This window comes from Microbacterium sp. NPDC055988, from assembly GCF_042269505.1.
Taxonomy (GTDB): Bacteria; Actinomycetota; Actinomycetes; order Actinomycetales; family Microbacteriaceae; genus Microbacterium.
In genome coordinates, this window is sequence record NZ_JBHJXY010000001.1 from 2,524,528 (window position 1) to 2,548,347 (window position 23,820).

General features: G+C 67.4%; 22 protein-coding genes. 16 read left to right on the plus strand and 6 right to left on the minus strand.

Annotated features, from left to right (window positions below; genetic code table 11):
• Position 1: 1 nt before the first annotated feature.
• From ACFC14_RS12060 to wecB, 10 genes are read left to right on the plus strand one after another with little or no spacing between them, the layout of a single operon-like run.
• The gene (locus ACFC14_RS12060; RefSeq protein ID WP_376104655.1) at positions 2–613 is read left to right on the plus strand and encodes a DapH/DapD/GlmU-related protein; all 612 of its coding nucleotides are present in this window, start codon (positions 2–4) and stop codon (positions 611–613) included.
• Positions 610–1,707, plus strand: coding sequence for a DegT/DnrJ/EryC1/StrS family aminotransferase (locus tag ACFC14_RS12065; protein WP_376104658.1), 1,098 nt, complete (start codon positions 610–612; stop codon positions 1,705–1,707). The genes ACFC14_RS12060 and ACFC14_RS12065 overlap by 4 nt, the downstream gene beginning before the upstream one ends.
• Positions 1,704–2,690 carry a Gfo/Idh/MocA family oxidoreductase gene (locus ACFC14_RS12070; RefSeq protein ID WP_376104660.1) on the plus strand — a complete coding sequence of 329 codons (987 nt, stop codon included), beginning with the start codon at positions 1,704–1,706 and terminating at the stop codon, positions 2,688–2,690. The genes ACFC14_RS12065 and ACFC14_RS12070 overlap by 4 nt, the downstream gene beginning before the upstream one ends.
• Positions 2,691–2,739: 49 nt before the next feature.
• Entirely contained in the window at positions 2,740–3,948 is a 1,209-nt protein-coding gene (locus ACFC14_RS12075; RefSeq protein ID WP_376104663.1) for a glycosyltransferase, read from the plus strand.
• Positions 3,945–5,741 (plus strand): ABC transporter ATP-binding protein, encoded by a 1,797-nt coding sequence (locus tag ACFC14_RS12080; RefSeq protein WP_376104666.1) that lies wholly within the window; start codon positions 3,945–3,947, stop codon positions 5,739–5,741. The genes ACFC14_RS12075 and ACFC14_RS12080 overlap by 4 nt, the downstream gene beginning before the upstream one ends.
• The gene (locus ACFC14_RS12085; protein WP_376104669.1) at positions 5,734–6,867 is read left to right on the plus strand and encodes a glycosyltransferase family 1 protein; all 1,134 of its coding nucleotides are present in this window, start codon (positions 5,734–5,736) and stop codon (positions 6,865–6,867) included. Before ACFC14_RS12080 ends, ACFC14_RS12085 begins: the two co-directional genes overlap by 8 nt.
• Position 6,868: 1 nt before the next feature.
• Entirely contained in the window at positions 6,869–7,930 is a 1,062-nt protein-coding gene (locus ACFC14_RS12090) for a glycosyltransferase family 4 protein (RefSeq protein ID WP_376104672.1), read from the plus strand.
• The gene (locus tag ACFC14_RS12095; protein WP_376104675.1) at positions 7,927–9,042 is read left to right on the plus strand and encodes a glycosyltransferase family 1 protein; all 1,116 of its coding nucleotides are present in this window, start codon (positions 7,927–7,929) and stop codon (positions 9,040–9,042) included. The genes ACFC14_RS12090 and ACFC14_RS12095 overlap by 4 nt, the downstream gene beginning before the upstream one ends.
• A gap of 2 nt (positions 9,043–9,044) precedes the next feature.
• Positions 9,045–10,133, plus strand: a complete 1,089-nt coding sequence (locus tag ACFC14_RS12100; RefSeq protein WP_376104678.1) for a glycosyltransferase family A protein — start codon at positions 9,045–9,047, stop codon at positions 10,131–10,133.
• 9 nt (positions 10,134–10,142) lie between these two features.
• On the plus strand, positions 10,143–11,204 hold the full coding sequence (gene wecB, locus ACFC14_RS12105) for a non-hydrolyzing UDP-N-acetylglucosamine 2-epimerase (protein ID WP_376104681.1): 1,062 nt from the start codon (positions 10,143–10,145) through the stop codon (positions 11,202–11,204).
• Here the strand turns inward: wecB and ACFC14_RS12110 are convergent.
• On the minus strand, positions 11,150–12,442 hold the full coding sequence (locus ACFC14_RS12110) for a hypothetical protein (protein ID WP_376104684.1): 1,293 nt from the start codon (positions 12,440–12,442) through the stop codon (positions 11,150–11,152). The genes wecB and ACFC14_RS12110 overlap by 55 nt on opposite strands.
• An 84-nt stretch (positions 12,443–12,526) precedes the next feature.
• Here ACFC14_RS12110 and ACFC14_RS12115 point away from each other — a divergent pair, with 84 nt between their 5' ends.
• Positions 12,527–13,600, plus strand: coding sequence for an acyltransferase (locus tag ACFC14_RS12115; RefSeq protein ID WP_376104685.1), 1,074 nt, complete (start codon positions 12,527–12,529; stop codon positions 13,598–13,600).
• A 60-nt stretch (positions 13,601–13,660) separates the two neighbouring features.
• The gene (locus tag ACFC14_RS12120) at positions 13,661–14,956 is read left to right on the plus strand and encodes a nucleotide sugar dehydrogenase (protein ID WP_376104688.1); all 1,296 of its coding nucleotides are present in this window, start codon (positions 13,661–13,663) and stop codon (positions 14,954–14,956) included.
• Between the two features lie 50 nt (positions 14,957–15,006).
• Here the strand turns inward: ACFC14_RS12120 and ACFC14_RS12125 are convergent, their stop codons facing one another.
• Positions 15,007–15,972: a glycosyltransferase family 2 protein gene (locus ACFC14_RS12125; protein ID WP_376104691.1), complete on the minus strand. Its 966-nt coding sequence runs from the start codon at positions 15,970–15,972 to the stop codon at positions 15,007–15,009.
• Positions 15,965–16,393 (minus strand): GtrA family protein, encoded by a 429-nt coding sequence (locus ACFC14_RS12130; RefSeq protein WP_376104693.1) that lies wholly within the window; start codon positions 16,391–16,393, stop codon positions 15,965–15,967. The genes ACFC14_RS12125 and ACFC14_RS12130 overlap by 8 nt, the downstream gene beginning before the upstream one ends.
• Before the next feature lie 61 nt (positions 16,394–16,454).
• On the opposite strand from ACFC14_RS12130, the gene glf reads away from it, so the two are divergent.
• Genes glf through ACFC14_RS12145 form a run of 3 tightly spaced genes read left to right on the plus strand, consistent with a single transcriptional unit; the run spans position 16,455 to position 19,154 of the window.
• Entirely contained in the window at positions 16,455–17,591 is a 1,137-nt protein-coding gene (gene glf, locus ACFC14_RS12135) for a UDP-galactopyranose mutase (protein WP_376104696.1), read from the plus strand.
• Positions 17,592–17,601: 10 nt separating this feature from the next.
• Positions 17,602–18,420, plus strand: a complete 819-nt coding sequence (locus ACFC14_RS12140) for an ABC transporter permease (RefSeq protein ID WP_376104699.1) — start codon at positions 17,602–17,604, stop codon at positions 18,418–18,420.
• The gene (locus ACFC14_RS12145; RefSeq protein WP_376104702.1) at positions 18,420–19,154 is read left to right on the plus strand and encodes an ABC transporter ATP-binding protein; all 735 of its coding nucleotides are present in this window, start codon (positions 18,420–18,422) and stop codon (positions 19,152–19,154) included. The genes ACFC14_RS12140 and ACFC14_RS12145 overlap by 1 nt, the downstream gene beginning before the upstream one ends.
• Before the next feature lie 34 nt (positions 19,155–19,188).
• On the opposite strand, the gene ACFC14_RS12150 is transcribed toward ACFC14_RS12145, so the two are convergent.
• From ACFC14_RS12150 to ACFC14_RS12160, 3 genes are read right to left on the minus strand one after another with little or no spacing between them, the layout of a single operon-like run.
• Complete coding sequence (locus ACFC14_RS12150; RefSeq protein WP_376104704.1) at positions 19,189–19,794, minus strand: hypothetical protein; 606 nt, start codon at positions 19,792–19,794, stop codon at positions 19,189–19,191.
• A gap of 2 nt (positions 19,795–19,796) precedes the next feature.
• Positions 19,797–20,759, minus strand: coding sequence for a glycosyltransferase (locus ACFC14_RS12155; protein WP_376104707.1), 963 nt, complete (start codon positions 20,757–20,759; stop codon positions 19,797–19,799).
• On the minus strand, positions 20,756–22,666 hold the full coding sequence (locus tag ACFC14_RS12160) for a glycosyltransferase (protein ID WP_376104709.1): 1,911 nt from the start codon (positions 22,664–22,666) through the stop codon (positions 20,756–20,758). Before ACFC14_RS12160 ends, ACFC14_RS12155 begins: the two co-directional genes overlap by 4 nt.
• Positions 22,667–22,814: 148 nt before the next feature.
• Here ACFC14_RS12160 and galE point away from each other — a divergent pair, with 148 nt between their 5' ends.
• Positions 22,815–23,804, plus strand: a complete 990-nt coding sequence (galE, locus tag ACFC14_RS12165; protein ID WP_376104712.1) for a UDP-glucose 4-epimerase GalE — start codon at positions 22,815–22,817, stop codon at positions 23,802–23,804.
• Positions 23,805–23,820: the final 16 nt, after the last annotated feature.

Genomic DNA, 23,820 nt, shown 5'->3' on the forward strand with positions numbered 1-23,820 from the left:
CGTGACTGAAACCCCTCGCGTGCGGATCGTCGATTCCGCAGATGTGTCCCCTGACGCCGTCATCGGCGACGGTTCCGCCGTCTGGCACCTCGCGCAGGTGCGAGAGGGTGTCCGGATGGGGGAGAACTGCATCGTCGGACGCGGCGCATACATCGGCACGGGCGTCGAGATGGGCGACAACTGCAAGGTGCAGAACTACGCCCTCGTCTACGAGCCGGCGAAGCTCGGAGACGGCGTGTTCATCGGACCCGCCGTGGTGCTCACCAACGACACCTACCCGCGGGCGATCAACCCCGATGGATCGATCAAGAGCGCGCACGACTGGGAGCCGGTCGGCGTGACCATCGAGAAGGGCGCATCCATCGGCGCCCGAGCGACCTGCGTGGCTCCGGTCACGATCGGCGCGTGGGCGACCGTCGCCGCCGGTGCGGTAGTCGTCAAGGATGTCCCGGCGCACGCCCTCGTGGTCGGCGTGCCGGCGAAGCGAATCGGATGGGTGGGCGAAGCGGGTATCCCGCTCGAACCCGGCGACGCCGCAGACGTCTGGGTCTGCCCGAGCACCGGTGACACATACATCGAATCTGAAGGCACATTGAGCAAGGAGACCGTGTGAGCGAGTTCATTCCCCCCGCGAAGCCCATCATCGGCGACGACGAGCGTGAGGCAGTCGACCGAGTCCTGCGCAGCGGCATGGTCGCTCAGGGACCCGAGGTCGCCGCGTTCGAGCAGGAGTTCTCGGCGCACTTCGTGCCCGGGCGTCCATCCGTAGCGGTGAACTCCGGTACCGCGGGCCTGCACCTCGGCCTGCTGGCGGCTGGCGTCGGCGCCGGCGACGAGGTCATCGTGCCGTCGTTCACGTTCGCGGCGACGGGGAACTCGGTCGCTCTCACCGGCGGTACACCGGTGTTCGTCGACATCGAGCCCGAGACGTTCTCGCTCGACCCCGAGGCGGTCGCGGCCGCGATCACGCCGAAGACCAAGGGCATCCTGCCCGTGCACCTGTACGGCCACCCCGCGCGCATGCGGGAGCTAGAGGCACTGGCTGCCGAGCGCGGGATCGCACTCTACGAGGATGCGGCTCAGGCTCACGGCGCCTCACTCGACGGGCGACCGGTGGGGTCGTTCGGCGAGTTCGCGATGTTCAGCCTCTACCCGACGAAGAACATGACCAGCGGCGAGGGCGGCATGGTCACCACGGCGACCGACGAGATCGCCCGCCGGGTCAAGCTTCTGCGCAACCAGGGCATGGAGCGTCAGTACGAGAACGAGGTCATCGGCTTCAACGCCCGCATGACGGACATCCACGCCGCGATCGGACGTGTGCAGCTCACCAAGGTCGATGCCTGGACGAAGACCCGGCAGTCCAACGCCGCGTTCCTCGACGCCAACCTCGAGGGCGTCGTGGTTCCGCCGGTCGCAGACGGTGCCGTGCACGTCTACCACCAGTACACGATCCGCGTTCCCGAGGACCGCGACGGTTTCGTCGCGGCGCTCAAGAGCGAGTACAACGTCGGCGCCGGGGTCTACTACCCGATCCCGAATCACCGCCTGCCTTCGCTGACCCACTTCGCTCCGGGCCTCGACCTCCCGGAGACCGAACGTGCCGCCCGGGAAGTGGCCTCTCTGCCGGTCCACCCGTCCCTGACCCAGGACGACCTCGAACGCATCGTCGCCGCCGTGAACGCGCTCGCGAAGGCGGGTGCGTGATGACACTGCGCGCTGGCCTGCTCGGCGTGGGGATGATGGGGCGTCATCACGCCCGCGTCCTGCGCGAGATCGACGGCGTTGAATTGGTGGCGATCGCCGATCCCGGGGGTGACCCGCACGGGGTCGCCGGTGATCTGCAGATCCTCCCCGACATCGAGTCCCTGATCGCCACGGGCATCGACATCGCGGTGGTCGCGGTCCCGACGCGGTTCCATGAGGACGCAGCACTGAAACTCGCCGCCGCGGGTGTGCACACGCTGGTGGAGAAGCCGATCGCGCACAGTGTCGACGCCGGTCAGCGCATGGTCGATGCATTCGCGTCGGCCGGTCTCGTCGGGGCCGTCGGTCACATAGAGCGTTTCAACCCCGCTGTCCAGGAAATGCGGCGCCGGATCGAAGCCGGCGAACTCGGAGCCGTGTATCAGGTCGTCACACGCCGGCAGGGGCCGTTCCCTTCGCGCATCGCCGATGTCGGCGTCGCGAAGGATCTCGCATCGCACGACGTCGACTTGACGGCGTGGGTCGTGCAGAGCGATTACGAGCGCGTCTTCGCGCAGACGGCGTTCAAGAGCGGGCGCGAGCATGAGGACATGATCACCATCACGGGACGCACATCGTCGGGCGTCATCGTCAACAACATCGTGAACTGGCTCAGCCCGATGAAGGAGCGGCTGACGGTCGTCACGGGGGAGAAGGGCGCGTTCCTCGCCGACACCTCCACCGGTGATCTGACCTTCTACGCGAACGGGACGATCCCGCTCGAGTGGGAGTCCGTCTCCTCGTTCCGGGGCGTCTCCGAGGGTGACGTCACGCGTTTCGCCTTCGCGAAGCGCGAGCCGCTTCGCGTCGAGCACGAGGCATTCCGCGACGCGGTCCTCGGTCAGCAGACCGACGTGGTCACCATGGAGCAGGGCCTTCGCACGCTGGTGGTCGTCGAGGCCGCACTCGAGTCGGCGCGCGACGGCGACTCCGTGAGGCTGTGAGTCGGCGGACCATGCTGCGGGGCCAGACGCCTTCCGATCCGGTGGCACGATGAGCGGCTCCTTCGTTCGTCGAAGCGCCGGCCGCATCTTCGACGCGCTACCGGAGGGGGTCCGGCTCCGCATCGCCGGTTCTCGCTACGGCTTCGACGCCTCCGAGGTTCCCGCACCGGTGGTCGCGCCCGTCGGGGACGTCCGGCTGTACATCGCACCGGTGAACTTCGCGGGGCAGGCGTATCGCTGGGCACGAGCCGCCGAGCTCCTCCCGGGTGTGGGGGCGGTGAACATGCAGTATCGCAACCCGACCGGCGACTTCGGTTTCCCCGCCGACTACGCCCTGCCCACGGCCGTGTTCCTGAAGAGTCGGCGGTGGCAGCGTGCGCAGTTCGACGCCGTCGTGCACGGCTTCTCCCACGTGCTCGTGGAAGCCGTCCGCCCGATCTTCGGGGAGCTCTTCGACGGCGACGTCCGCCGGGAGGTCGCCGCGATGAAGGATGCGGGCCTGCAGGTGGGGCTCATCGCCCACGGCACGGACGTGCGGGTTCCGAGCGTCCATCGCTCCGACAACCCCTACTCGCCGTTCCACGGAGACGAATGGGACCAGACGCCCCTGCTGGAGCAGAGCGCTCAGGTCCGCAGCGCCCTCGCGACGTCGCTGGCCCTCCCGACGTTCTATTCGACGGCCACCCTCGCGCGACACCTGCCGCCCGCTCACTGGCTCCCCGTCGTGGTGGATCCGGATCGCTGGGCGAGCACCGAACCTCCGTTGACCGGCGCGAAGCCGGTCGTGATGCACGTGCCCAGCAGCGGAATCGTCAAGGGCACGGCGGCCGTGCGCGAAGCTGCCGCACGTCTCGAGGCCGAAGGACTGATCGAGTACCGGGAGGCGCACTCGGTGCCGGCGGACGAGATGCCTGATCTGTACCGCTCGGCGGACATCGTCATCGATGCGCTGCGCATGGGGAACTACGGCGTCGCCGCCGTCGAGGCCATGGCGGCCGGACGCGTCGTCGTGACCTACCTCACCGACCTCGCGGTCAGCGAGGCGGAGGCGGCCGGCGCGGTACCGCCGTGCGTCTTCGCGAACCCCGAGACGCTCGAAGACGTGCTGCGTGAGATCTGCGCGGATCCCGACCGCTTCCGCACGCTCGCAGAACAAGGTCCCGCGTTCGTGCGCCGAGTCCATGACGGGCGGCGCTCAGCGCTCGCTCTCGCCGGTTTCCTCGGCGTGACCGCTCCCTGGAGCGAGGAAGTCCTATGAAAGCGATCTTCTCCACCTATCGCGACATCATGCCGAATCTCCCAGAGTCGGCCCGTCGCTACATCAACACCTTCGTGCTGCTCTCTGCGCTGCTCGCCGCGCTGGATGTCGCAGCGCTCATGATCCTGGCCGTTTCCCTGTCGTCGATGCTCGCCGGGTCGCCGGTTCAGCTGCCGGTGGTCGGGGCCATCGGACCCGACGGTTACATCTGGATCATCGTGTTCGTCTCCGGACTCATCATCCTCAAGTCGACGGCGTCGCTGATCATGCAGTGGTTCGCGACCAGACGGCTCGCCAGTTTCGAGCTCGAGATCGGCGACCAGCTCTTCCAGAGCTACATCCACGCGCCGTGGATCGACAGGCTCCAGCGGAACACGACGCATCTCGTCCGCCTCGCGGATGTCGGGATCGCCAACGTCACGTCGGGCTTCCTGCTGCCGTTCATGAGTCTGCCCGCTCTGCTCACGACGTCGCTTCTCGTGGTGGTGGTCATCGTCATCATGCAGCCGCTGACAGCGCTCGTGACCGTGTGCTATCTCGGACTCATCGCCCTGCTGCTGTACGTGGTGCTCTCGCGCCGCACCGTGACAGCCGGGCGGGTGAACCGCGACTACTCGTTCCGGGTGGCCGCGCTGATGACGGACATGGTGTCCGCCCTCAAGGAGATCACGCTGCGCAACAAGTCCGACGAGGTCGCTCGCGTCGTGCAGGCGGACCGCAGCGTGTCGGCAAAGGCACGCGCGAATCTGAACTTCCTCTCCTCGGTGCCGCGCTTCGTCCTCGACGCGGGAATCGTCGGCGGCTTCCTGCTCGTGGGCGGCGCCGCGATGCTCTTCTCGGGATTCGAAGCCGCCGTCTCGGCCATCGCCCTCTTCGGCGTCGCCGGGTTCCGTCTCGTGCCCTCGCTGACCGGGTTCCAGTCGCTCGTCTCGATGATGACCGCGAACATCCCTCATGTGGAGGCCGTGCTCCGCGACATCGAGTCGTCGCGGCGCTATCGCGACAACTCCGAGCACATCGGTCACGACCCCATCGTCGGCACTCCGACAGAGCTGAGCTTCCACGGTGTGGGGTTCACCTTCCCCAACGCGCCTCGCCCGGCCCTGGCCGGTGTGACCGGATCGATCCCGTTCGGCACCAGAGTCGGGATCGTCGGGGCATCCGGGGCCGGGAAGTCGACGCTCGTCGATCTGCTCCTCGGACTCCTGACCCCGACAGCAGGACACATGTCGCTGGGGGACCAGGACCTCACGGACGTGATGGCCGCGTGGCGCGGACGCGTGGGATACGTGCCGCAGGACGTGGCGCTCTTCGACGCCACGATCGCACAGAACGTCGCTCTGACCTGGACCGACGACTTCGATGAGACCCGCGTCCGCGAAGCGCTGCGCAAGGCGCAGCTGCTCGACGTCGTCGAAGCCAGAGCGGACGGGATCCACGGACGCGTGGGCGATCGAGGACTGCAGCTCTCGGGTGGCCAGCGCCAGCGTCTCGGGATCGCCCGCGCCCTCTACGCGGAGCCGCTCGTCCTCGTCCTCGATGAGGCGACCAGCGCGCTCGACACGCGTACGGAAGCCGCGGTGACGGCCTCTATCGATGCGCTCGGCGCAGAGATCACCGTGATCTCGGTCGCGCACCGACTGTCGACGATCCGGCACTCCGACCAGGTGTGGTTCCTCCGGGAAGGAGAGGTCCGCGCTCGCGGCACCTTCGCCGAGGTCATCGCGCAGGAGCCGGAGTTCGCCCACCAGGCCGCTCTGGCCGGTCTGACGAAGGACGCGTCGGATGACTAAGCCGCGCCTGCTGCTGATCTCGTTCTCGCCGATCGTCTCGGATGCGCGAGTGCTCAAGCAGGTGGTGGCCTTCCGAGACGACTTCGAGTTGACCACCGTGGGCTACGGCCCTGCGCCCGAGGGGGTGGCCGCCCACTGGGAGGTGCCGCGGTCTGCCGACTATCAGGACTACAACGGGCGTCTGATCACTCTCCATGCCTACCGTGCCGTCTACTGGCGGATCTCGGCGGTGAAGTGGGTCCGCGAGCACCTGCCCCGCGGCGAGTACGACATCATCCTCGCGAACGAACCCGAAGCGGTCGGCGTCGCGCAGTGGCTCCGGCCACGTCTCGGCATCCATGCCGACCTCCACGAGTACACCCCGCGTCTGAACGAGGAGCATGCGGCGTGGGCTCGGCGCATCAAGCCGTACCACGAGTGGATCTGCCGGACCTACGTGTCGAAGGCCGTGAGCTGGACGACCGTGAGCAACGGCCTGATCCGTGAGTACGAGAAGGAGTTTGGCTTCCGTCCGGAGCTCGTCACGAACGCCGCCCCCTTCGCGGACCTGACTCCGACGCCGGTCGCGGGGCCGTTGCGCCTGGTGCACAGCGGAGCGTGTCTGCGCAATCGCAACCTCGACGAGATGATCCAGGCGGTCGAAGCGTCCCGCGTGGACGCGACGCTGGATCTGTATCTGACTCCCAACCACCCGGACTACCTCGAGGAGTTGCGCGCCCTCACGGCCGGGAGCACGCGGGTGAGGATCCTCGACCCCGTGCCGTATGCAGACCTGATCCGCACGATCAACGCCTACGACATCGGCATCCATCTGCTTCCGCCGACGAACTTCAACAACACCTGGGCCCTGCCGAACAAGCTCTTCGACTATGTGCAGGCGCGTCTCGGCGTCCTGATCGGTCCCTCACCCGAGATGCGCGAGTACGTCGAGCAGTACGGATTCGGCGCAGTCGCCGACGGTTTCGACGCGGCCGACCTCACGCGAACGATCGATGCGCTGACCGTCGAAGACGTTCGCGGGTACAAGGAGCGTGCGCATGCCAGCGCCCACGCGTTGGGCGCGCAGGAGCAGGTCCAGGTCTGGCGGCGCAACCTCGATGCGATCGCCGGGCGCGAGAGAAGCTGAGATGCGGATCCTCATCGTCACCCCGTGGTACCCCACCGTCGAGAACCCGCAGACCGGCGTCTTCGTGCAACGCGACGTCGAGACTCTCCGACGATCGCACGAGGTGTCGGTGCTGCATCTGAGCACGTCGACCGACCGGCCGCTCGACGGCGCGGGCGTCGAACGCATCCCGTACGCCGCGGCGTCGCTCCGGGGGATCCGTCGCGCGCGTCGAGCCATCCGAGAACGTGCCGCGGGCGTCGACATCGTGCACAGTCATGCCATCTCCGCGTTGCCCGCCGTCCCTCGAAGACTGTCCGTCCCGTGGGTGCACACGGAGCACTGGTCCGGCCTGCTCAGCCCGCGCACCGCGCCTCTCCCGGTGCGCGTGGTCGGGGGCTGGATGGCGCGACTGCTCGAGTATCCGGCCGTGGTGATCGCTGTCAGTGAGCAGCTCGCCAGCGCCGTCCGTCGCACACGCACGGGTCCGACGGTCGTCGTGCCAAACGCCGTGTCAGCGCCGGTGGAGCCGCCACGCGACACCGCCGACCTGGTGATGGTGGGCGTCGGCGGACTCATCGGCCGCAAGCGCCCCGTGCTCGCCGTCGAAACCGTCGCGGCGCTGGTGGGAAGGGGCCTGGAACCCCGCCTCATCTGGGCCGGCGACGGCCCCGAGCGTGATCGTGTGCTCGCGCGGGCCTCCGAATTGGGGGTACGAGACAGGGTGGAGCTGCGGGGCAACGTCGCTCCCGCCGACATCTCGGTCCTGCTCGGCTCGGCTCGCGTCTTCCTCCTCCCCACCGAGGGGGAGACCTTCGGAGTGGCGATCGCAGAAGCGCTCCGTCATGGACTCCCCGTCGTCGTCGGCGATGAAGGTGGCCACACCGAGTTCGTCCGCGCCGAGGACGGGGCACTCGTCGGTACGACGGACGCGATGGACTGGGCGGCCGCCGTCGAAGACGTTCTGGATCGAGACCGCGATGAGATCCGCCGCAGTGCAGAGCTCCGTTTCTCGGACGACGCGCGCCGTGCCGCCTTCGATGCCGTCTACGAGACGGCGCTGGACAGGAAGGGACAAAGATGAAGCTGCTCGTCCTCTCGTTCTCCCGAATCGAGTCGGACCCGCGAGTGCGGCGACAGATCGAGCTGTTCCGAGACGACTGGGAGATCGTCACCTGCGGTTACGGCCCGAAACCCGAGGGCAGCAGCGAGCATTTCGAGGTTCCGGAAGAGCTCGCGGTCTGGCGTTATCCCCGCGCGGCGATGATCGCCCGGCAGTACCGCCGCGCGTACTGGGGAAACCGTGCCCTGGCGTGGGCGCGCGACCATCTCGCCGGCCATCGATTCGACGTGATCCTCGCCAACGAGGTGGAGTCCGCCGGTGTGGCCGCCGGCCTCGCGCCGACCAAGGGCTTCCACGTCGATCTGCACGAGTACGCGCCCACGTTGCACACGGAGAAGTTGACCTTCCGGCTCTTCGTCGCCCCGTTCCTGCGCTGGCAGCTGCGGAAGTTCGTCTCGAAAGCCGCGTCCACCACGACCGTCGGTCGAGCCATCGCCGATCGGTATCGCCTCGAGTTCGCCTTCGACACGAAGCTCGTGATGAACGCGCCTGCCTATTCCGAACGGGCACCTCACCCGACAACGTCGCCGATCCGCGTCGTCCACGCCGGTGCCGCGCTGCGCAACCGCGGACTCGGTACCCTGATCGAGGCGATGGAGCGCACCTCCGCCGATGTCACGCTCGACCTGTATCTCCCGCCCAACGATCCGGCGTATCTGGAAGAGCTCCGGGCGGCGGCAGCACGGGTGCCGGGGGTCCGGATGCATGACCCGGTACCTTTCGACTCGTTGATCGACACCCTCGCCGGCTACGACGTCGGCATCCACATCCTCGCGCCCACGAACTACAACAACGCGTATGCGATGCCGAACAAGTTCTTCGAATACGTGCAGGCGCGGCTCGGGCTCGTGATCGGACCGTCGCCGGAGATGGCTGCGACTCTGACGCGACACGGGCTCGGTGTCGTCTCAGATGACTTCTCGGCCGATGCCGTGGCACGTGCGCTCGATGCCCTCACCCCGGAGCGGGTCGACGGATTCAAGGCGGCGGCCGCGGACGCGGCGCGCGAGCTGTCCGCCGAAGCACAGATGCCGGTCTGGAAGAGCGCCATCGACACGATCGCGAGCCGATGACGATGGCTACGCCCGCACAGGTCGATGTGCTCGTCCCGGTGCACTCCGAATCGCGGCCGGTGGCCAGACTCGCGCAGAGCGTTCTCGAGCACACGAGCGTTCCGGTGCGTGTTCTCGTCGTGGCGCACAACATCGGTGAGGATCGAATCCGAGCAGCACTCGGGTCGTACGCCGAGGACGCCAGGGTGGAAGTCGTCGGGTTCCGTGACGGGATCCCCTCGCCGGCCGGGCCGATGAGCTTCGCCCTCGACCGGGTGAGTGCTCCCTGGTTCACGAAGATCGACTCGGATGATCGGCTCAGCCCCGGCGCACTGGACGGTTGGGTCCGCCGCGCCGAGACGCGAGGCGCGGATGCGGTCCTGCCGTCGATGCTGATCCCCGCCGTCGGTGAGGGATTTCCCACGCCGCCGCGCCGTCCCGCCCGCGTCGTGCTGGACCCCGTGCGCGATCGTCTGAGCTACCGCACGAGCACGATGGGCCTGTTCTCCGCCGACCTGCGCGAGCACGCACGCCCCGTGGAGGGACTGGAGACGGGGGAGGACATCGCACCGAGCATCCGGCTGTGGTTCGGTGCGCGCAAGGTGGTCGCCGCACGCGAGGGCGATGCCTATCTCGTCGGCGATGACGCCGTCGACCGCGTCACGGAGTCCGCTCGCACGCTCGCGACCGAGCTCGCCTTCGCGCCGCTGCTGGTCGCCGAGGAGACCTGGGGTGCGCTCGGTGCGGCAGCGCGGGCGGCAGTGACCCGCAAACTCATCCGCGTGCATGTGCTCGGGGCGCTGGGGCGACGTGAGCTCGATGCCGCCGCGGTGGACCACGCGGCGATCGCGCTGGAGACGCTCCTGGAGTCGGCGCCGTCCGCGCTGCGCTCGCTCTCCCGCCTCGACGGCGAACTCATCGATCGGCTGCGGGCGCGGGCTGCGGTGGACGACGTCGCAGCCCTGGTCGAACGGCGAAGGCGCTACGCGCAGCCGAGCGCGATGCTCACGCCGTCGCTCCATCGTGCGCTCGACCGCGATGCCCCGCTGCGTTTCCTCGCGGCATCACTGCTCGCGCAGCGTCGAGCACGACGGGCAGCGCGCGCCGCATAGGATCGTAGGGTGAAGATCCTCAGCGTCGTCGGCGCCCGCCCGCAGTTCGTCAAGCTCGCCCCCATCGACCGTGCCGCGCGTGAGGCCGGTGTGGAGCACGTCATCGTGCACACCGGTCAGCACTACGATCCGATGCTCTCGGACATCTTCTTCTCCGAGCTCGGCATCTCGAGCCCCGACGTGCACCTCGGTGTCGGATCGGGGAGTCATGGTGTGCAGACCGGGGCGATGCTGGGGCAGCTCGACGCCGTCTTCGACGCCCACGCGCCGGACTGGGTGCTCGTCTACGGCGACACGAACTCGACGGTGGCTGCCGCGTTGAGCGCCGTCAAGATGCACATCCCCGTCGCGCACCTCGAGGCCGGGCTGCGGTCGTTCAACCGTCGCATGCCGGAGGAGCACAACCGCGTGCTCACAGACCACGCGGCGGACATCTTGCTCGCGCCGACCGAGGTCGCCATGGCGCACCTCGCTGACGAGGGGCTCGAGGCGCGTTCCGTCCTGGTCGGCGACGTGATGACGGACGTCCTCTACTCGACCAGGGACGAGCTCTCGGGTGAGCCCTCCGTGCTCATCGACGAGCTGGGACTCACCGCCGGCGAGTTCCAGGTCGCGACCATCCACCGCGCCGAGAACACCGACGATCCGGTACGCCTCGCGCAGATCGTCGAGGCGCTGGGGGCGCTCGCCACCCCGACCGTCCTCCTGGCCCACCCGCGTCTGGTCGCCAAGGCGGCGGAAGCCGACATCGATCTCGAGCAGGGCAACCTGCGCGTGCACCGTCCGCTCGCGTACCGAGACCTCATCGCGGCGGTGCTCAGCAGCGGACACGTGGTCACCGATTCGGGTGGACTCCAGAAGGAGGCCTTCCTGCTGCGCGTGCCGTGCACGACGGTGCGCACCGAGACCGAGTGGGTTGAAACGGTGCAGCTCGGCTGGAACGCACTGGTCTCCGACCCGTCCGTGCTGGCCGAGACCGTCGCACGTCCGGCTCCGTCGCCGACCGACGAGGCTCCCTACGGAGACGGCTCCGCAGCGCGTCGCGTCGTCGAGGTGCTCTCCGCGGGCTGAGACGCGTCGTCGGTCTGAGACGCGTCGTCGGTCTGAGGCGTGTCGCCCGGCTCGGCGGACTCGTGCGACTCGGGTGCGGCAGCCTCGGAGTCGTCCGGCGCACCGGGAAGGGCGGTCGGGTTGGTCCGTGATCGCTGCACCCAGGTCACCGTCGCGCTGACGAGCATGCCCGCGGCGAGAAGCCAGAAGATCAGTCCGGGTGTCGCGTATCGGAACTGGGTCGGCGTGCCGTTCGTGATGTTGTAGACCGCTGTCGCGGCGATGGCGCCCAACAGCAGGTGCGACTCCACACGTCGCCAGAAGATGATCATGCCGGCGACCGCGAGGCAGATGAGCACGAGCAGCGAACGATCGCCTCGCAGCATCGTCACGACATCGGCCCTGACGATGTCGAACGCCATGCGCGGAACGTTGAGGAGGGCTTCGCCCAGCGAGCTCGCGCCGGCCTGCATGAGGAACTGGTCCAGCTGCGAGAACGAGGGGAAGATCAGCGATTGCAGCACCTGGCAGCCGATCGTCGCCGCACCCACGATGATCGCGGGGAGCATCATGCGGCTGTTGCGACGCTCGATCAGTGAGCCGATGACCCACGCGGCGATGAAGGCGCCGGCCATGATGAGGGTCGCCTGGCGGGTGAAGGCCGAGAGTACCGTGACCGCGCCGATCGCGATCAGCATCCATGGTCTGGGCTTCTCCAGCCAACGCCACGCGAGCAGCAGGGCGACGGCGGTGAAGAGTGCCGAGAGGCCCTCCGTGAGCATCCCGGTTCCGATGGAGACGAGGAACATCGACGTGTTCAGGAGCAGGCCGATGAGAAGCGCGACGAGGGTGCCGAAGCGACGGCGGAGCATGATCACCGCGATGACCATGAGCGCGGCCGTCGCCAGCAGGGGGATGACGGCGAGGCCGGCCGGGCCGAAGAGCGCGATGAACGGGGCGCTCAGCGTCGGCAGGACGACGCGCGGCTGCACCAGGCCCCATCCGAACAGATCCTCCACGGGCGGGACGTCGATGTTGCGCGGAGCCGCGTAGTCCACGGTGAGTTGGCGCGCCGTCTCGGGATCGTTGCCGAGGAAGAGGTACGCCATGGCGAGGTAGTAACGCGAGTCCGGATAGAACATCCGGTACCACCTCACGTACGTGGCGTAGGTGAGGAGGAAGGTCGCGGCGAGGATCGTCCAGAGGAGGAGCGTGCTGCGGTGGCGCAGAAACCAGGTGAGCGCGGGAGAGTGTGCCATGGCGGTATCACGCTAGCACGGAGGTTTCGCGGTGACGGCTCGGCGGTTTCGATGCGCGGGTCGTGGACGGGATAGCGTACGGGGGTGACATCGCATCCAGGTACCCTCGCCCACCGACGCTGGGGACTCGACATCCTCCGCATCGTGGCGATCATCGGCGTGGTGAGCATCCACACCTTCGGAGCGCTGCGCTCCTCACCCGAGCTGGAGGGCTCTCGCTCCTGGTGGGTCGCGGTCGCGCTGAACGCCGGATTCATCTGGGCGGTCCCGGTCTTCGTCATGATCAGCGGTGCCCTCCTGCTCGATGCGCGGCCCCACGCCGCCGGTCCCGCTGCGTTCTATCGTCAGCGTCTGGTCCGGCTCGCGCCCGCGTTCATCTTCTGGCAGATCTTCTATCTGATCGTCGTTCGGCAGTGGATGAGCGGCCTCGACGAGAGTGCGTCGACGATGCTCGCGCTCGTCCTGCGCGGGCAGCCGTACACGCACCTCTACTTCCTCTGGCTCATCGTCGGGCTCTACGCCATCGCGCCGGTTCTCCGCCCGTTCCTCAGAGACGGCGGTCGACGGCGTGCGCTCGTTTTCGCCGGGGTCCTGATCCTGGTCACCGTCGCGACGTACTCGACATCGGCGTTGCTGGCCTGGGCGGGGAGCCCCTCGCCGATCATCTTGAGCGCACTCACGCAGTGGCTGCCCTACGTCGGTTACTTCGTCGCGGGATATGCGCTTCGTGACCTGCATCTGACCGGTGCGCGCCTGTGGGCGTGCGGCGCGATCGCGGCGGTGGCGATCGCGTGGACGATCCTTCAGGCGGGTGCCGTCGATCCCGCGTCGCTGCTCGCAGCGCTGCTTCCGCAGAGTTACCTCGGCCCCGTGACGGTCGTGATCGCCCTCACCCTCTTCGTCTTCGTCAACAGCCTCTTCTCCGGCGATGTCGGCACCGGCGCGGGGCGGGTCATCCGAACCCTCTCGGATGCGACCTTCGGGGTCTACCTCGTGCATTTCGCCCTCCTGATCGCCGTGCGGTCGGTGCCCTGGTTCGCCGATGCCGCGACCACGTCCGTCCTGTCGGCCGTTCTCGTGTGGCTCATCGTGGTGGTGCTGTCGTTCGCGCTGGTCGTGCCGCTGCGTCGCGTGCCGGTGATCGGGCGCATCTTCTGACCGCGGTCGCGGAGTGCAGGGAGCGCTCCGGAACCTCTGCCGCCCCGTAGACTGGACCCCATGCGTATCGCCGTCGTGGCCCTCGGAAAGATCGGGCTTCCCCTCGCCGTCCAGTTCGCCTCATCCGGCCATGACGTCATCGGAGTCGACGTCAACCAGAGGGCGGTCGACACCATCAACGCCGGGCGCGAGCCGTTCCCCGGGGAGGCGCACCTCCAGGAGCGACTCGCCGAGCTCATCCCCGCCGGTCGGCTGCGTGCGACGACCGACTACGCCGAGGCGATCCCGAATGCGGATGCCGTCGTGCTGGTGGCTCCGGTCTTCGTGAACGACGAGACCTGGGAACCGGACTTCAAGTACATGGACGCGGCCACCGCGTCGCTCGCCGAGCATCTGACACCGGGGACGCTCGTGTCCTACGAGACCACTCTGCCCGTGGGGACGACGCGCAACCGGTGGAAGCCGATGCTGGAAGAGGGATCGGGCCTCACGGAGGGCGAGGACTTCTTCCTCGCCTACTCGCCGGAGCGCGTGCTCACCGGGCGCGTCTTCGAAGACCTCCGCAAGTACCCGAAGCTCATCGGTGCGCTCTCCGCCGAGGGAAACCGACGCGCGCGCGAGTTCTACGAGGCCGTCCTCCAGTTCGACGAGCGCACCGACCTGCCCCGCCCGAACGGCGTCTGGGACCTCGGGAGCACCGAGGCCTCCGAGATGGCGAAGCTCGCCGAGACCACCTACCGTGACGTGAACATCGGCCTGGCCAACCAGTTCGGCCTCTTCGCGGCATCCCACGGCATCGACGTCTACAAGGTCATCGAAGCCTGCAACTCTCAGCCGTACAGCCACATCCACCGGCCCGGCATCGCCGTCGGCGGACACTGCATCCCCGTCTACCCGCGGCTCTACCTGGCGACCGACCCCGACGCAGACATCGTGCGGGTCGCCCGCCAGCTCAACGCGTCGATGCCGGAGCGTCTCGTGGCGCAGGCGGAGGGGATCCTCGGCTCCCTCTCCGGACAGCGCGCGGTCGTCCTGGGCGCCGCCTACCGCGGAGGCGTCAAGGAGACGGCCTTCTCGGGAGTCTTCCCCACGGTGAAGGCGCTCCGTGACCGTGGAGCAGAGGTGCAGGTGCACGATCCGCTCTACACCGACGAAGAGCTGCGTGGCCTCGGCTTCGAGCCCTACGAGATCGGCGACGAGGTCGACCTCGCGATCCTGCAGACCGACCACGCCGACTACCGGGAGCTCGCTCCCGCCCAGCTGCCCGGAGTCAAGCTGCTCGTCGACGGCCGCGCCGCCACTGACGCCGAACGATGGACGGGCACGCCCCGCATCGTCGTCGGTACGGCGGCTTAGCGTCGAGAGGACAAGCGGGCGGCCGGCGCATCTGCGGGCCGCCCGCTTGTTCATTCCCTGGAGTCGAAGGGCGAGTAGGTCGGGGTCGAGGGCGTCGCCTGGATGTCCAGCTGCAGCGCGCTGATCAGCATCTGCGTCCCGATCATGAGCGGTAGCGCCGCGAGCATGACGGTGGCGGCGGTCGCCACGACGGAGCTCGCGATCTGGAACATCACCCAGACCGCGATGCCGAGCCCGACGACGAACAGCAGCAGGCCCATGAACAGCAGAAGCGCGATCGGGGAGAAGGACCACAGCACGTAGCGGTACCAGATCCGCGACCAGTAGCCGACCGTCAGCCGGTGCAGAAGCTCGGGGACGACCTTGCTCAAGCGGATGCTGGAGACCTCGTCGCCGTACACCGCGGGAATGGGCACATCGGTAGCCGGCACCTGGAGGATGTTCAGGTGGATGAGGAGGTCGTTCTCGAAGCTGTAGCGCTTCGCGACGCGCTCGAGCGGGACCCGGGCGAGGGCCTCGGTGCGAATCGCCGTGTACCCGTTCTGCGGATCGAAGAGGTTCCAGTAGCCGGACGCCAGTTTCGTGAAGAAGGAGAGCACGACGTTGCCGAACACCCGGTACCCGGGCATGCCGCGGAACGACTCGGGGGAGTAGAAGCGGTTCGCCTTGGCGAATCCGAACCCGCCGTCGGTGACCTTGTCCAGCAGCGTAGGCAGATAGTCGGGGTCCATCTGCGCGTCGCCCGCCATCACGACGTTGACGTCCGCCCCGAGATCCATCGCGGTCCGATGCGCCGTGATGATCGCACCGCCGACGCCCTGATTCTCCTCGTGGCGGATCAGGGTCACCCGGGGATCCTCGATCCCGCGGACGACGTCGCTGGTCCCGTCGGGGCTGCAGTCGTCGACGATCACGATGTGATCGACATAGTCCGGCATCGTCTGGATGACCTTCGCGATCATCTTCTCTTCTTTGTACGCGGGGACGACGGCCGCGATGACCGCATTCTTATACATCCGAACTCCGAGCCGGGGGATTGGTGAACACCCAGTAACGATAGGCGAAGTAGTTCCACACGGTGGTCGCGATCACCGCGATCACCTTGCCGACGAACCATCCACCGCCGAGCGAGTCGACGAACCACACGATCGCCGTCGTCGCGATCGTGTTGAAGATGACGAGCGCCGTGTAACGGGCGATGCTCGGGACGACCCTCGAATCGGAGGCGAACGCGACAACACGCTGCAGCGTGTAGGTGACGGCGAAAGACGCGAGGAAGGCGACGGGGGTGGCGATGGCGAGGGGGACGCCGAGGAGGTCGTGAGCGATCCAGAGCAATCCGGCATCGACCACGAAGCAGAATCCGCCGATGACGAGGTAGCGAACCGCGCTGTGACTCCAGATGCGGCGCACGGCACCGCCGACTCGATTCGGCATGGTTCCAGTCTCTCAGACGACACGCGCAGGTTCGGGCAGTCGCCGCCGATACGATTGGTGCATGGATCTTCTCGTCGTCGGGTCGGGTTTCTTCGGCCTCACCATCGCTGAGCGCGCCGCCGAAGCCGGCCGCAAGGTAACCGTCATCGACCGCCGCCCTCACATCGGCGGCAACGCCTACAGCGAGGCCGAGCCCGAGACGGGTATCGAGGTCCACCGCTACGGTGCGCACCTCTTCCACACCTCGAACGCCACGGTGTGGGAGTACGTCAACCGCTTCACCAGCTTCACGAACTACGTCCACCGCGTCTACACGACGCACAAGGGCACGGTCTTCCCGATGCCGGTGAACCTCGGCACGATCAACCAGTTCTTCCAGTCGGCCTACACGCCTGACCAGGCGCGCGCGCTGGTCAAGGAGCAGGCGGGCGAATTCGATGCCAAGACGGCCGCGAACTTCGAGGAGAAGGGCATCGCCCTCGTCGGGCGCCCCCTCTTCGAGGCCTTCTTCCGCGACTACACCGCGAAGCAGTGGCAGACGGATCCGCAGAAGCTCTCGGGCGACATCATCAGCCGCCTCCCCGTGCGCTACACGTACGACAACCGCTACTTCAACGACACCTGGGAGGGCCTTCCCACCGACGGCTACACCGCGTGGCTGGAGCGGATGGCGGACCACCCGAACATCGAGGTCAAACTCGGCGTGGACTACTTCGACGACGCGCAGCCGCTCAGCAAGAAGGCGACCGTCGGTCAGCTCCCGGTCGTCTACACCGGACCGGTCGACCGCTACTTCGATTACACCGAGGGCGCGCTCAGCTGGCGGACGCTCGACTTCGAGCAGGAAGTGCTGAACGTGGGCGACTTCCAGGGCACGAGCGTCATGAACTACCCGGACATGGACGTGCCGTACACCCGCATCCACGAGTTCAAGCACTTCCACCCGGAGCGCAAGGACGTCTACGAGCAGGACAAGACGGTGATCATGCGCGAGTTCTCGCGTTTCGCCGAGCGGGAGGACGAGCCGTACTACCCGGTGAACACCCCGGCCGACCGCGAGGGTCTGCTGGCCTACCGCGAGCTCGCCAAGGGGGAGAACGGCGTCCACTTCGGAGGCCGACTGGGTACTTACCAGTACCTCGACATGCACATGGCCATCGGCTCGGCGCTGTCGCTCTGGAACAACTCTCTCTCCTAGACTCGACATCGTGAGTCACGCTGCTGTCGGGGCGCCCGGGACGCCCCGGCGCTATCTGCATTCGCTGTGGCTGCTGTCGGCCCGCGACCTGAAGGTCCGCTATTCGACCAGCTTCCTCGGCTACCTCTGGTCGGTGCTGGATCCGCTGGTGATGAGCGCGATCTACTGGTTCGTCTTCACGCAGATCTTCCAGCGCGACGTCGGTGAAGAGCCGTACATCATCTTCCTGATCAGTGCGCTGCTCCCGTGGGTATGGTTCAACGCCTCCGTGTCGGACTTCACCCGGGCTTTCAAGAAGGATGCCCGGCTCGTGAGATCGACCTCGATCCCGCGGTCGATCTGGGTGAACCGGATCGTGCTCAGCAAGGGCATCGAGTACTTGTTCTCGTTGCCGGTTCTCGTGCTGTTCATCATCGTGAACCTCGTCGTGGAGCTCGATCCGAGCCAGACGGTGCACGTCGGCTGGGGGATCCTCTGGATGCCGGTGGCCGTGCTGCTGCAGACGATCCTGCTGGTCGGGCTGGGGCTCCTGGTGGCGCCCCTGTGCGTGCTCTTCGTCGACCTGGAACGCACGACCGCGCTGATCCTGCGAGCGATGTTCTATGCGACGCCGATCATCTACAACGTGACCGATCTCCCCGGCATCTTCCAGACGCTCGGAGCATTCAACCCGCTCGCGGGAATCTTCATGCTCTACCGGATGCCCTTCTTCCCCGACCAGTGGAACCCGTTCACGCTGACGATCAGCGTCCTGATGAGTCTGCTGATCCTCGCGCTCGGCATCTGGACCTTCCGCAGCCTGGAGCGACCCGTGCTGAAGGAGCTGTGATGTCCTCGGCGATCGAAGTGCAGAATCTCGGCGTCCACTTCCGTCGGAACAGGCGGGGAAGCCGCAGCTTCAAGGACCTCTTCGCCGGTGCCTCGAGGCGGTCGCGTCCCGGTGAGTTCTGGGCGCTGCGCAACGTATCCTTCTCTGTGCAGCCGGGGGAATCGATCGGGGTCGTCGGGCGAAACGGGCAGGGCAAGTCCACGCTTCTCCGCCTTGTAGCGAAGGTTCTCCTCCCAGACGAGGGTACGGTCACGGTGAACGGGGGCGTCGCCCCCCTGATCGAGATCACCGGGGGCTTCGTGGGAGACCTCACGGTGCGTGAGAACGTGCGCTTGACCTCGGGGCTTCACGGGATGTCGCGCGAGGAGGTCTCGCGCCGCTACGACGGCATCATCGAGTTCGCCGAGCTCGCCGGGTTCGAGGACACCCCCTACAAGCACCTCTCGAACGGGATGAAGGTCCGGCTCGCGTTCGCCGTCGTGTCCCAGCTCGATGAGCCGATCCTGCTGGTCGACGAGGTGCTCGCCGTCGGTGACAAGGCCTTCCGCGACAAGTGCTACAAGCGCATCGACGAACTGCTCGCCGAGGGGCGGACGCTGTTCTTCGTCAGCCACAACGAGCGCGACCTCCGACGGTTCTGCACCCGCGGGCTCTACCTCGACAAGGGCGCGCTCGCGCTCGATGCGCCGATCGCCGAGGTGCTCGACCGCTACAACGCCGACTACGCGGTGTAGCGGCCAGCACTCGACGAGCTGACGGAGGTGTCGCTCAGAGCCCGACCAGGCTCCGCAGCGCGTTGACCGATTTCCGTGCGGCATCGACGGCCGCAGCAACACCGGAATCGTTCGTGATCGCCGTACGGAGCTGCGTGAGGCGCTGTGCATAGTCCGTCACACCGTCGTACCACTTCGAAGCGATGGACGAGGGCGCCTGCGCATCCGAGAGCCGCTGCGCGTCCTGCTGCAGGGTGTCGACGACGGGAAGGGCATCCTGCCCGCTCGCACCCGCGATGATGTCGAGCCCGCGCGGTGCCGAGTTCAGCCACCCGCTCACCTGACTGCGGAACACCTCGACGGTGGGGTCGGTCGCGGGGGGAGGCGTGAGGGCCGGGGTCGGCTCCGGCTCCGGAGCGGTGGTGGCCGTCGGCGTCGGCGTGGGTGTGGGCGTCGACGTGGGAGTCGCCGATGCTGTCGGCGTCGGCGATGCGGACTCCGACGGGGTGGGGGAGTCGCCCCGCGGCAGGAGGAAGAAGAGCAGCAGACCCACGATCACGAGAGCGACGACGGAGAGACCGACGATGAGCCACACCCGTCCGGTCCGCTTCGGCTGCGGAGGCAGAGGTGCCCAGCGCAGTTCCTCCTGCGATTCGTCCATCCTCACCCCTCCAGAGGTGGCATCGGCTGCCAAGTGCGATCGCGACCGGCCTTGCCCCCGTCGCGGATGCCGCGGAAGAGGTTGCTCGTGCCGCGTACGGTCCGCTCGACGAACACGAGCCGGATGAGTTCCTTGAAGAACGTCGCCGCGGTGCCGAGGCCGAAGAGCACCGGGTTGTAGACGCCGTGGACGCGGTAGTACTGCTTGATGAATCCGCGGTTGCGCATGATGTAGTAGCGATACGCGTTGCTCGACGCGTTCATGTGGCGGATGCCCATGTCCCACTGCTTGATCTCACGGGTACGGCGCAGCACGAACTCGTCGACGATCACGGCGGTCGTCAGGCGCGAGGCCAGCCAGCCGTACATCTGGTCGTCCCAGTAGATGAAGAACCGGGGATCGGGCAGGCCGATCTGCTGCACGATCGAGCGATGGATGAACATGCCCTCGAAGCAGCCGCTGTTCATCTCCTTGTAGCCCGTCTCATCGAAGCCGGACGGAGCGAAGGGGATGGGGATGCCCATGCGCTCGGCGATACGGTACTGCCAGTAGAACTCGCTGCCGTCGTAGTCGAAGCGGCGCCCCTGGATGCTCTTGAATCGGCTGCTCCAGGCGCCCATCTTCGCGAGCCCCTCGGTGAGGACCTCGACGTCGTCGTCCATCATCCAGATCCACTCGGAGCCGAGCTCGTACGCGGTGCGCATGCCCTCGCTGAAGCCGCCGGAGCCGCCGGTGTTCTTCTCGAGCCGCCGGTACACGATCTCGGTGCCGATGTCCTCACGGAACGACTCGACGACGTCGGTGGTGTCGTCGGCCGAGGCGTTGTCGATGATCACGACATGGCCGGGCTTGGGGTCCATCGCGGTGATGCTCGTGAGCAGTCCCGAGAGCAGATGCGAGCGGTTGAAGGTGACGATGACGATCGTCGCGGCCGTGGGGTCGAATGCAGCGGGCGCCGCGGTCATGCCTTCTCCTCGAAGATCTGCTGCCAGGACTGGGGTGAGACGAGATCGGGCAGCGCCTCGCGGTACTGCCTCTGCAACTCCGGCCAGCGTCGGCGCAGTTCCGCATGCAGCCGCACGGTGTCACGCAGCATCCGCCGGTACTTCGCGCGATCACGCGTGTAGATGTTCTTCCCGGAGCCGTCCGCGGCACTCACCAGTGCACTGTCGAACCCCGGGACGCGCCACCAGTGCGCGTCCTCCTTGCCGAACTCGACCTCGGGCTGCGCGACGTTCGCCGGGGCCGGACGGTGCAGGAAGTGCGACGTCAGCGTGGAGAGGGTGAACCACCGCAGTCGCAGGCCTGTCGGATTGTCGAGGTCGTTCTTCGAGAGCTGTTTGTACACCTGGCGGCCGCGGCGAGAGTGCAGCACGGTGGACGGGTCGCGATGCACGACGGTCTCCGGGTACTCGGCGGCGAGGCCGCGAGCGGCAGGCATCGCCGTCGCCAGGTTGCGACGCATGTGGTCGGGGCCGGAGAGGACGTCGCGCAGCGCCTGTGCCCGCAGGGCCACCGGGTAGTACTGCATCATCATGAGGTGTTTGAGGTCGACGCGGCGACTGTGGACCAGGAGGCGACCGCCTCGCGGGGCGTTCGAGTGCAGCAGCCCGGCGACGATGCGGTTGCGAGCGTGGAAGTACGCCTGCCAGTCGATCGAGTCGTCCTTGTTCACCCAGGACACGTGCCAGAGGGCGACGCCCGGCATGGACACCGTGGGGAACCCCGCCTCGCCGGCGCGAAGGCAGAATTCGGCATCGTCCCACTTGATGAAGGCCGGCAGTGACAGGCCCACCTCGCGGATGGCATCGAGAGGGATGAGGCACATCCACCAGCCGTTGTAGTCGGCATCCATCCGCATGTGAAGCAGAGTGGACTGCCGCAGGTTCGAGACGCCGAAGTCGTGCGGCATCTTCTCCTGATACAGGTTGCGCCACATGAAGGGGCCTTCGTCGACGACCTCGGCCCAGCCGTGCAGCTTGGGGCGGTCGAGCAGGTCGAACATGTGACCGCCGACCAGCACCGGGTTCGTCGCGTACTGACCGAAGACGATGGAGCGGCGCAACGACTCCGGTTCGATCCGCACGTCGTCGTCGAGCAGCTGCACGAAGTCGCTCTCGGGACGCTGGAGCGTCTCGTGCATGGCCCGGGCGAACCCTCCGGATCCGCCGAGGTTGCCCTGGCGGATGACGTGCAGCGTGTCTCCCAGCTGCTGGGCGACGTCGTCGTAGCCCTCCTGATCGGCGACGAGCTGCGTCCCCTGATCGATCAGGAAGATGCGATCGACGAACTCCAGCGCATCCGGCGACGCTGCGAGTGCGCGAAGCGTCTCCACGCAGTAGTCGGGCTTGTTGTACGTGGTGATGCCGAGCGAGGCCTTGCCGGTGCGCGTCGGCTCCTGCTCCGTCGTCCACTCCGCGCCCTCGAGCACGGCCGGCTTGTCGTCGGCGACGATGTCGAACCAGATCCAGCCGCCGTCGCTGTACTGCGTGAGCTCGAGGTCGAACGACGTCGATGCCTCGCCCGTCACCTCGCGCGTGGCCACGCGCTGGCGGATTCCGGACCCGTTGGAGCGGTATACGAGGATCGTGGCGGGTCCCGTGGTGCGAACCGTGAGCCGCACCTGTCGAACGCTCGTCCAGTGCTGCCAGTAGGACGCGGGGAACGCGTTGAAATACGTGCCCATCGACACGCGCCTCCCGGCCACGATGCGAGCCCGGTGGCGGCCGAGGATGTTCCCGAGGTGGGCGCGGTTCGAGACTCGGACGGGTTCGTCCTCGATCACGGACCAGGTCTCCGGGTCGGCGTAGAGCGGAAGGAGGTCGGGGTCGCGATCAAGTGGGAAGACGACGTTCTGAAGGACGTGGGCCACTGGGAGGTTCTCCGATGTTGGTGCCGCAGGCCACTGTCAGAGGACAGTGCGGGACTCGACGAGCAGTGAGTAGCCTACCGTCGATGACCTTCGCATCTGCGGAGAGTCGCCCCGAGTCCCCTCGGACGCGCTGGGTAGACTGACCGCGATGAAGGTACTGATCACCGGCGGCGCCGGCTACATTGGCTCAACCGTCGCAACGGCGTGCATCGAGGCCGGGATCGATGTCGTCATCCTCGACGACCTCTCCACGGGGCTCCGGTCCTTCGGCGAAGGCCGCAACCTGTATGTCGGCGACATCGCCGACGGGTCCGCGGTGGAGGCACTGCTCACGGATCACCCCGACATCGACGCGGTGATCCACTGCGCTGCCCGCATCGTGGTTCCGGAGTCGGTCGCGGACCCCCTCGGGTACTACGACGCCAACGTGGGCAAGACGATCGTGTTGCTCCAGCGTCTGCGTGACGCGGGGATCCCGCGCATCGTGTTCAGCTCTTCGGCGTCCGTATATGCGGGTGAGACGGGCGACGGAGTGGACGAGGGCGGCAGGCTCGCGCCGTCGAGCCCCTACGCCAGGACGAAGGCGATGGTCGAGCAGATCCTCGACGACGCCGCGACGGCGGGCGACTTCCGGGCGATCGCGCTCCGCTACTTCAATCCGATCGGCGCAGACCCGCGACTTCGCACCGGTCTGCAGAATCCGACACCCTCGCATGCGCTGGGGAAGATCATGCAGGCGCGCGCGACCGGGGAGCCCTTCACGATCACGGGAACGGACTGGACGACGCGTGACGGCTCCGGTCTCCGCGACTACATCCACGTCTGGGACCTCGCTCTCGCGCACGTCGCGGCCGTGCAGAAGTTCGACGATGTCGCCACGCCCGAGGACCCGTATCAGGTGATCAACCTCGGCACGGGAGACGGCGTGACCGTGCGCGAGCTCGTCGCGGCGTTCGAGCGGGTGACGGGCGAACCGCTTGCGGTGACGGAGACCGACCGCCGCCCCGGGGATCAGGCCGGTGCGTTCGCGATCGTGGACCGCGCGGCAGCGGTCCTGCAGTGGCGCGCACAACGCTCGGTCGACGACGGGGTCCGCGACGCGATCGCCTGGGCGGAGAAGCTGCGCGCCACGCTCTGACCGCCGGGGTCCTCCG

Excerpts from the sequence above, each read along its gene's own strand:
- ACFC14_RS12120 (WP_376104688.1), top strand. The coding sequence starts at position 13,661 with ATGCGTATCGCCGTCGTGGCCCTCGGAAAGATCGGGCTTCCCCTCGCC.
- galE (WP_376104712.1), top strand. The coding sequence starts at position 22,815 with ATGAAGGTACTGATCACCGGCGGCGCCGGCTACATTGGCTCAACCGTC.
- ACFC14_RS12080 (WP_376104666.1), top strand. The coding sequence starts at position 3,945 with ATGAAAGCGATCTTCTCCACCTATCGCGACATCATGCCGAATCTCCCA.
- ACFC14_RS12155 (WP_376104707.1), bottom strand. The coding sequence starts at position 20,759 with ATGACCGCGGCGCCCGCTGCATTCGACCCCACGGCCGCGACGATCGTC.
- ACFC14_RS12075 (WP_376104663.1), top strand. The coding sequence starts at position 2,740 with ATGAGCGGCTCCTTCGTTCGTCGAAGCGCCGGCCGCATCTTCGACGCG.
- ACFC14_RS12085 (WP_376104669.1), top strand. The coding sequence starts at position 5,734 with ATGACTAAGCCGCGCCTGCTGCTGATCTCGTTCTCGCCGATCGTCTCG.
- glf (WP_376104696.1), top strand. The coding sequence starts at position 16,455 with ATGGATCTTCTCGTCGTCGGGTCGGGTTTCTTCGGCCTCACCATCGCT.
- ACFC14_RS12145 (WP_376104702.1), top strand. The coding sequence starts at position 18,420 with ATGTCCTCGGCGATCGAAGTGCAGAATCTCGGCGTCCACTTCCGTCGG.
- ACFC14_RS12110 (WP_376104684.1), bottom strand. The coding sequence starts at position 12,442 with ATGGCACACTCTCCCGCGCTCACCTGGTTTCTGCGCCACCGCAGCACG.
- ACFC14_RS12125 (WP_376104691.1), bottom strand. The coding sequence starts at position 15,972 with ATGTATAAGAATGCGGTCATCGCGGCCGTCGTCCCCGCGTACAAAGAA.
- ACFC14_RS12130 (WP_376104693.1), bottom strand. The coding sequence starts at position 16,393 with ATGCCGAATCGAGTCGGCGGTGCCGTGCGCCGCATCTGGAGTCACAGC.
- ACFC14_RS12090 (WP_376104672.1), top strand. The coding sequence starts at position 6,869 with ATGCGGATCCTCATCGTCACCCCGTGGTACCCCACCGTCGAGAACCCG.
- ACFC14_RS12095 (WP_376104675.1), top strand. The coding sequence starts at position 7,927 with ATGAAGCTGCTCGTCCTCTCGTTCTCCCGAATCGAGTCGGACCCGCGA.
- ACFC14_RS12150 (WP_376104704.1), bottom strand. The coding sequence starts at position 19,794 with ATGGACGAATCGCAGGAGGAACTGCGCTGGGCACCTCTGCCTCCGCAG.
- ACFC14_RS12100 (WP_376104678.1), top strand. The coding sequence starts at position 9,045 with ATGGCTACGCCCGCACAGGTCGATGTGCTCGTCCCGGTGCACTCCGAA.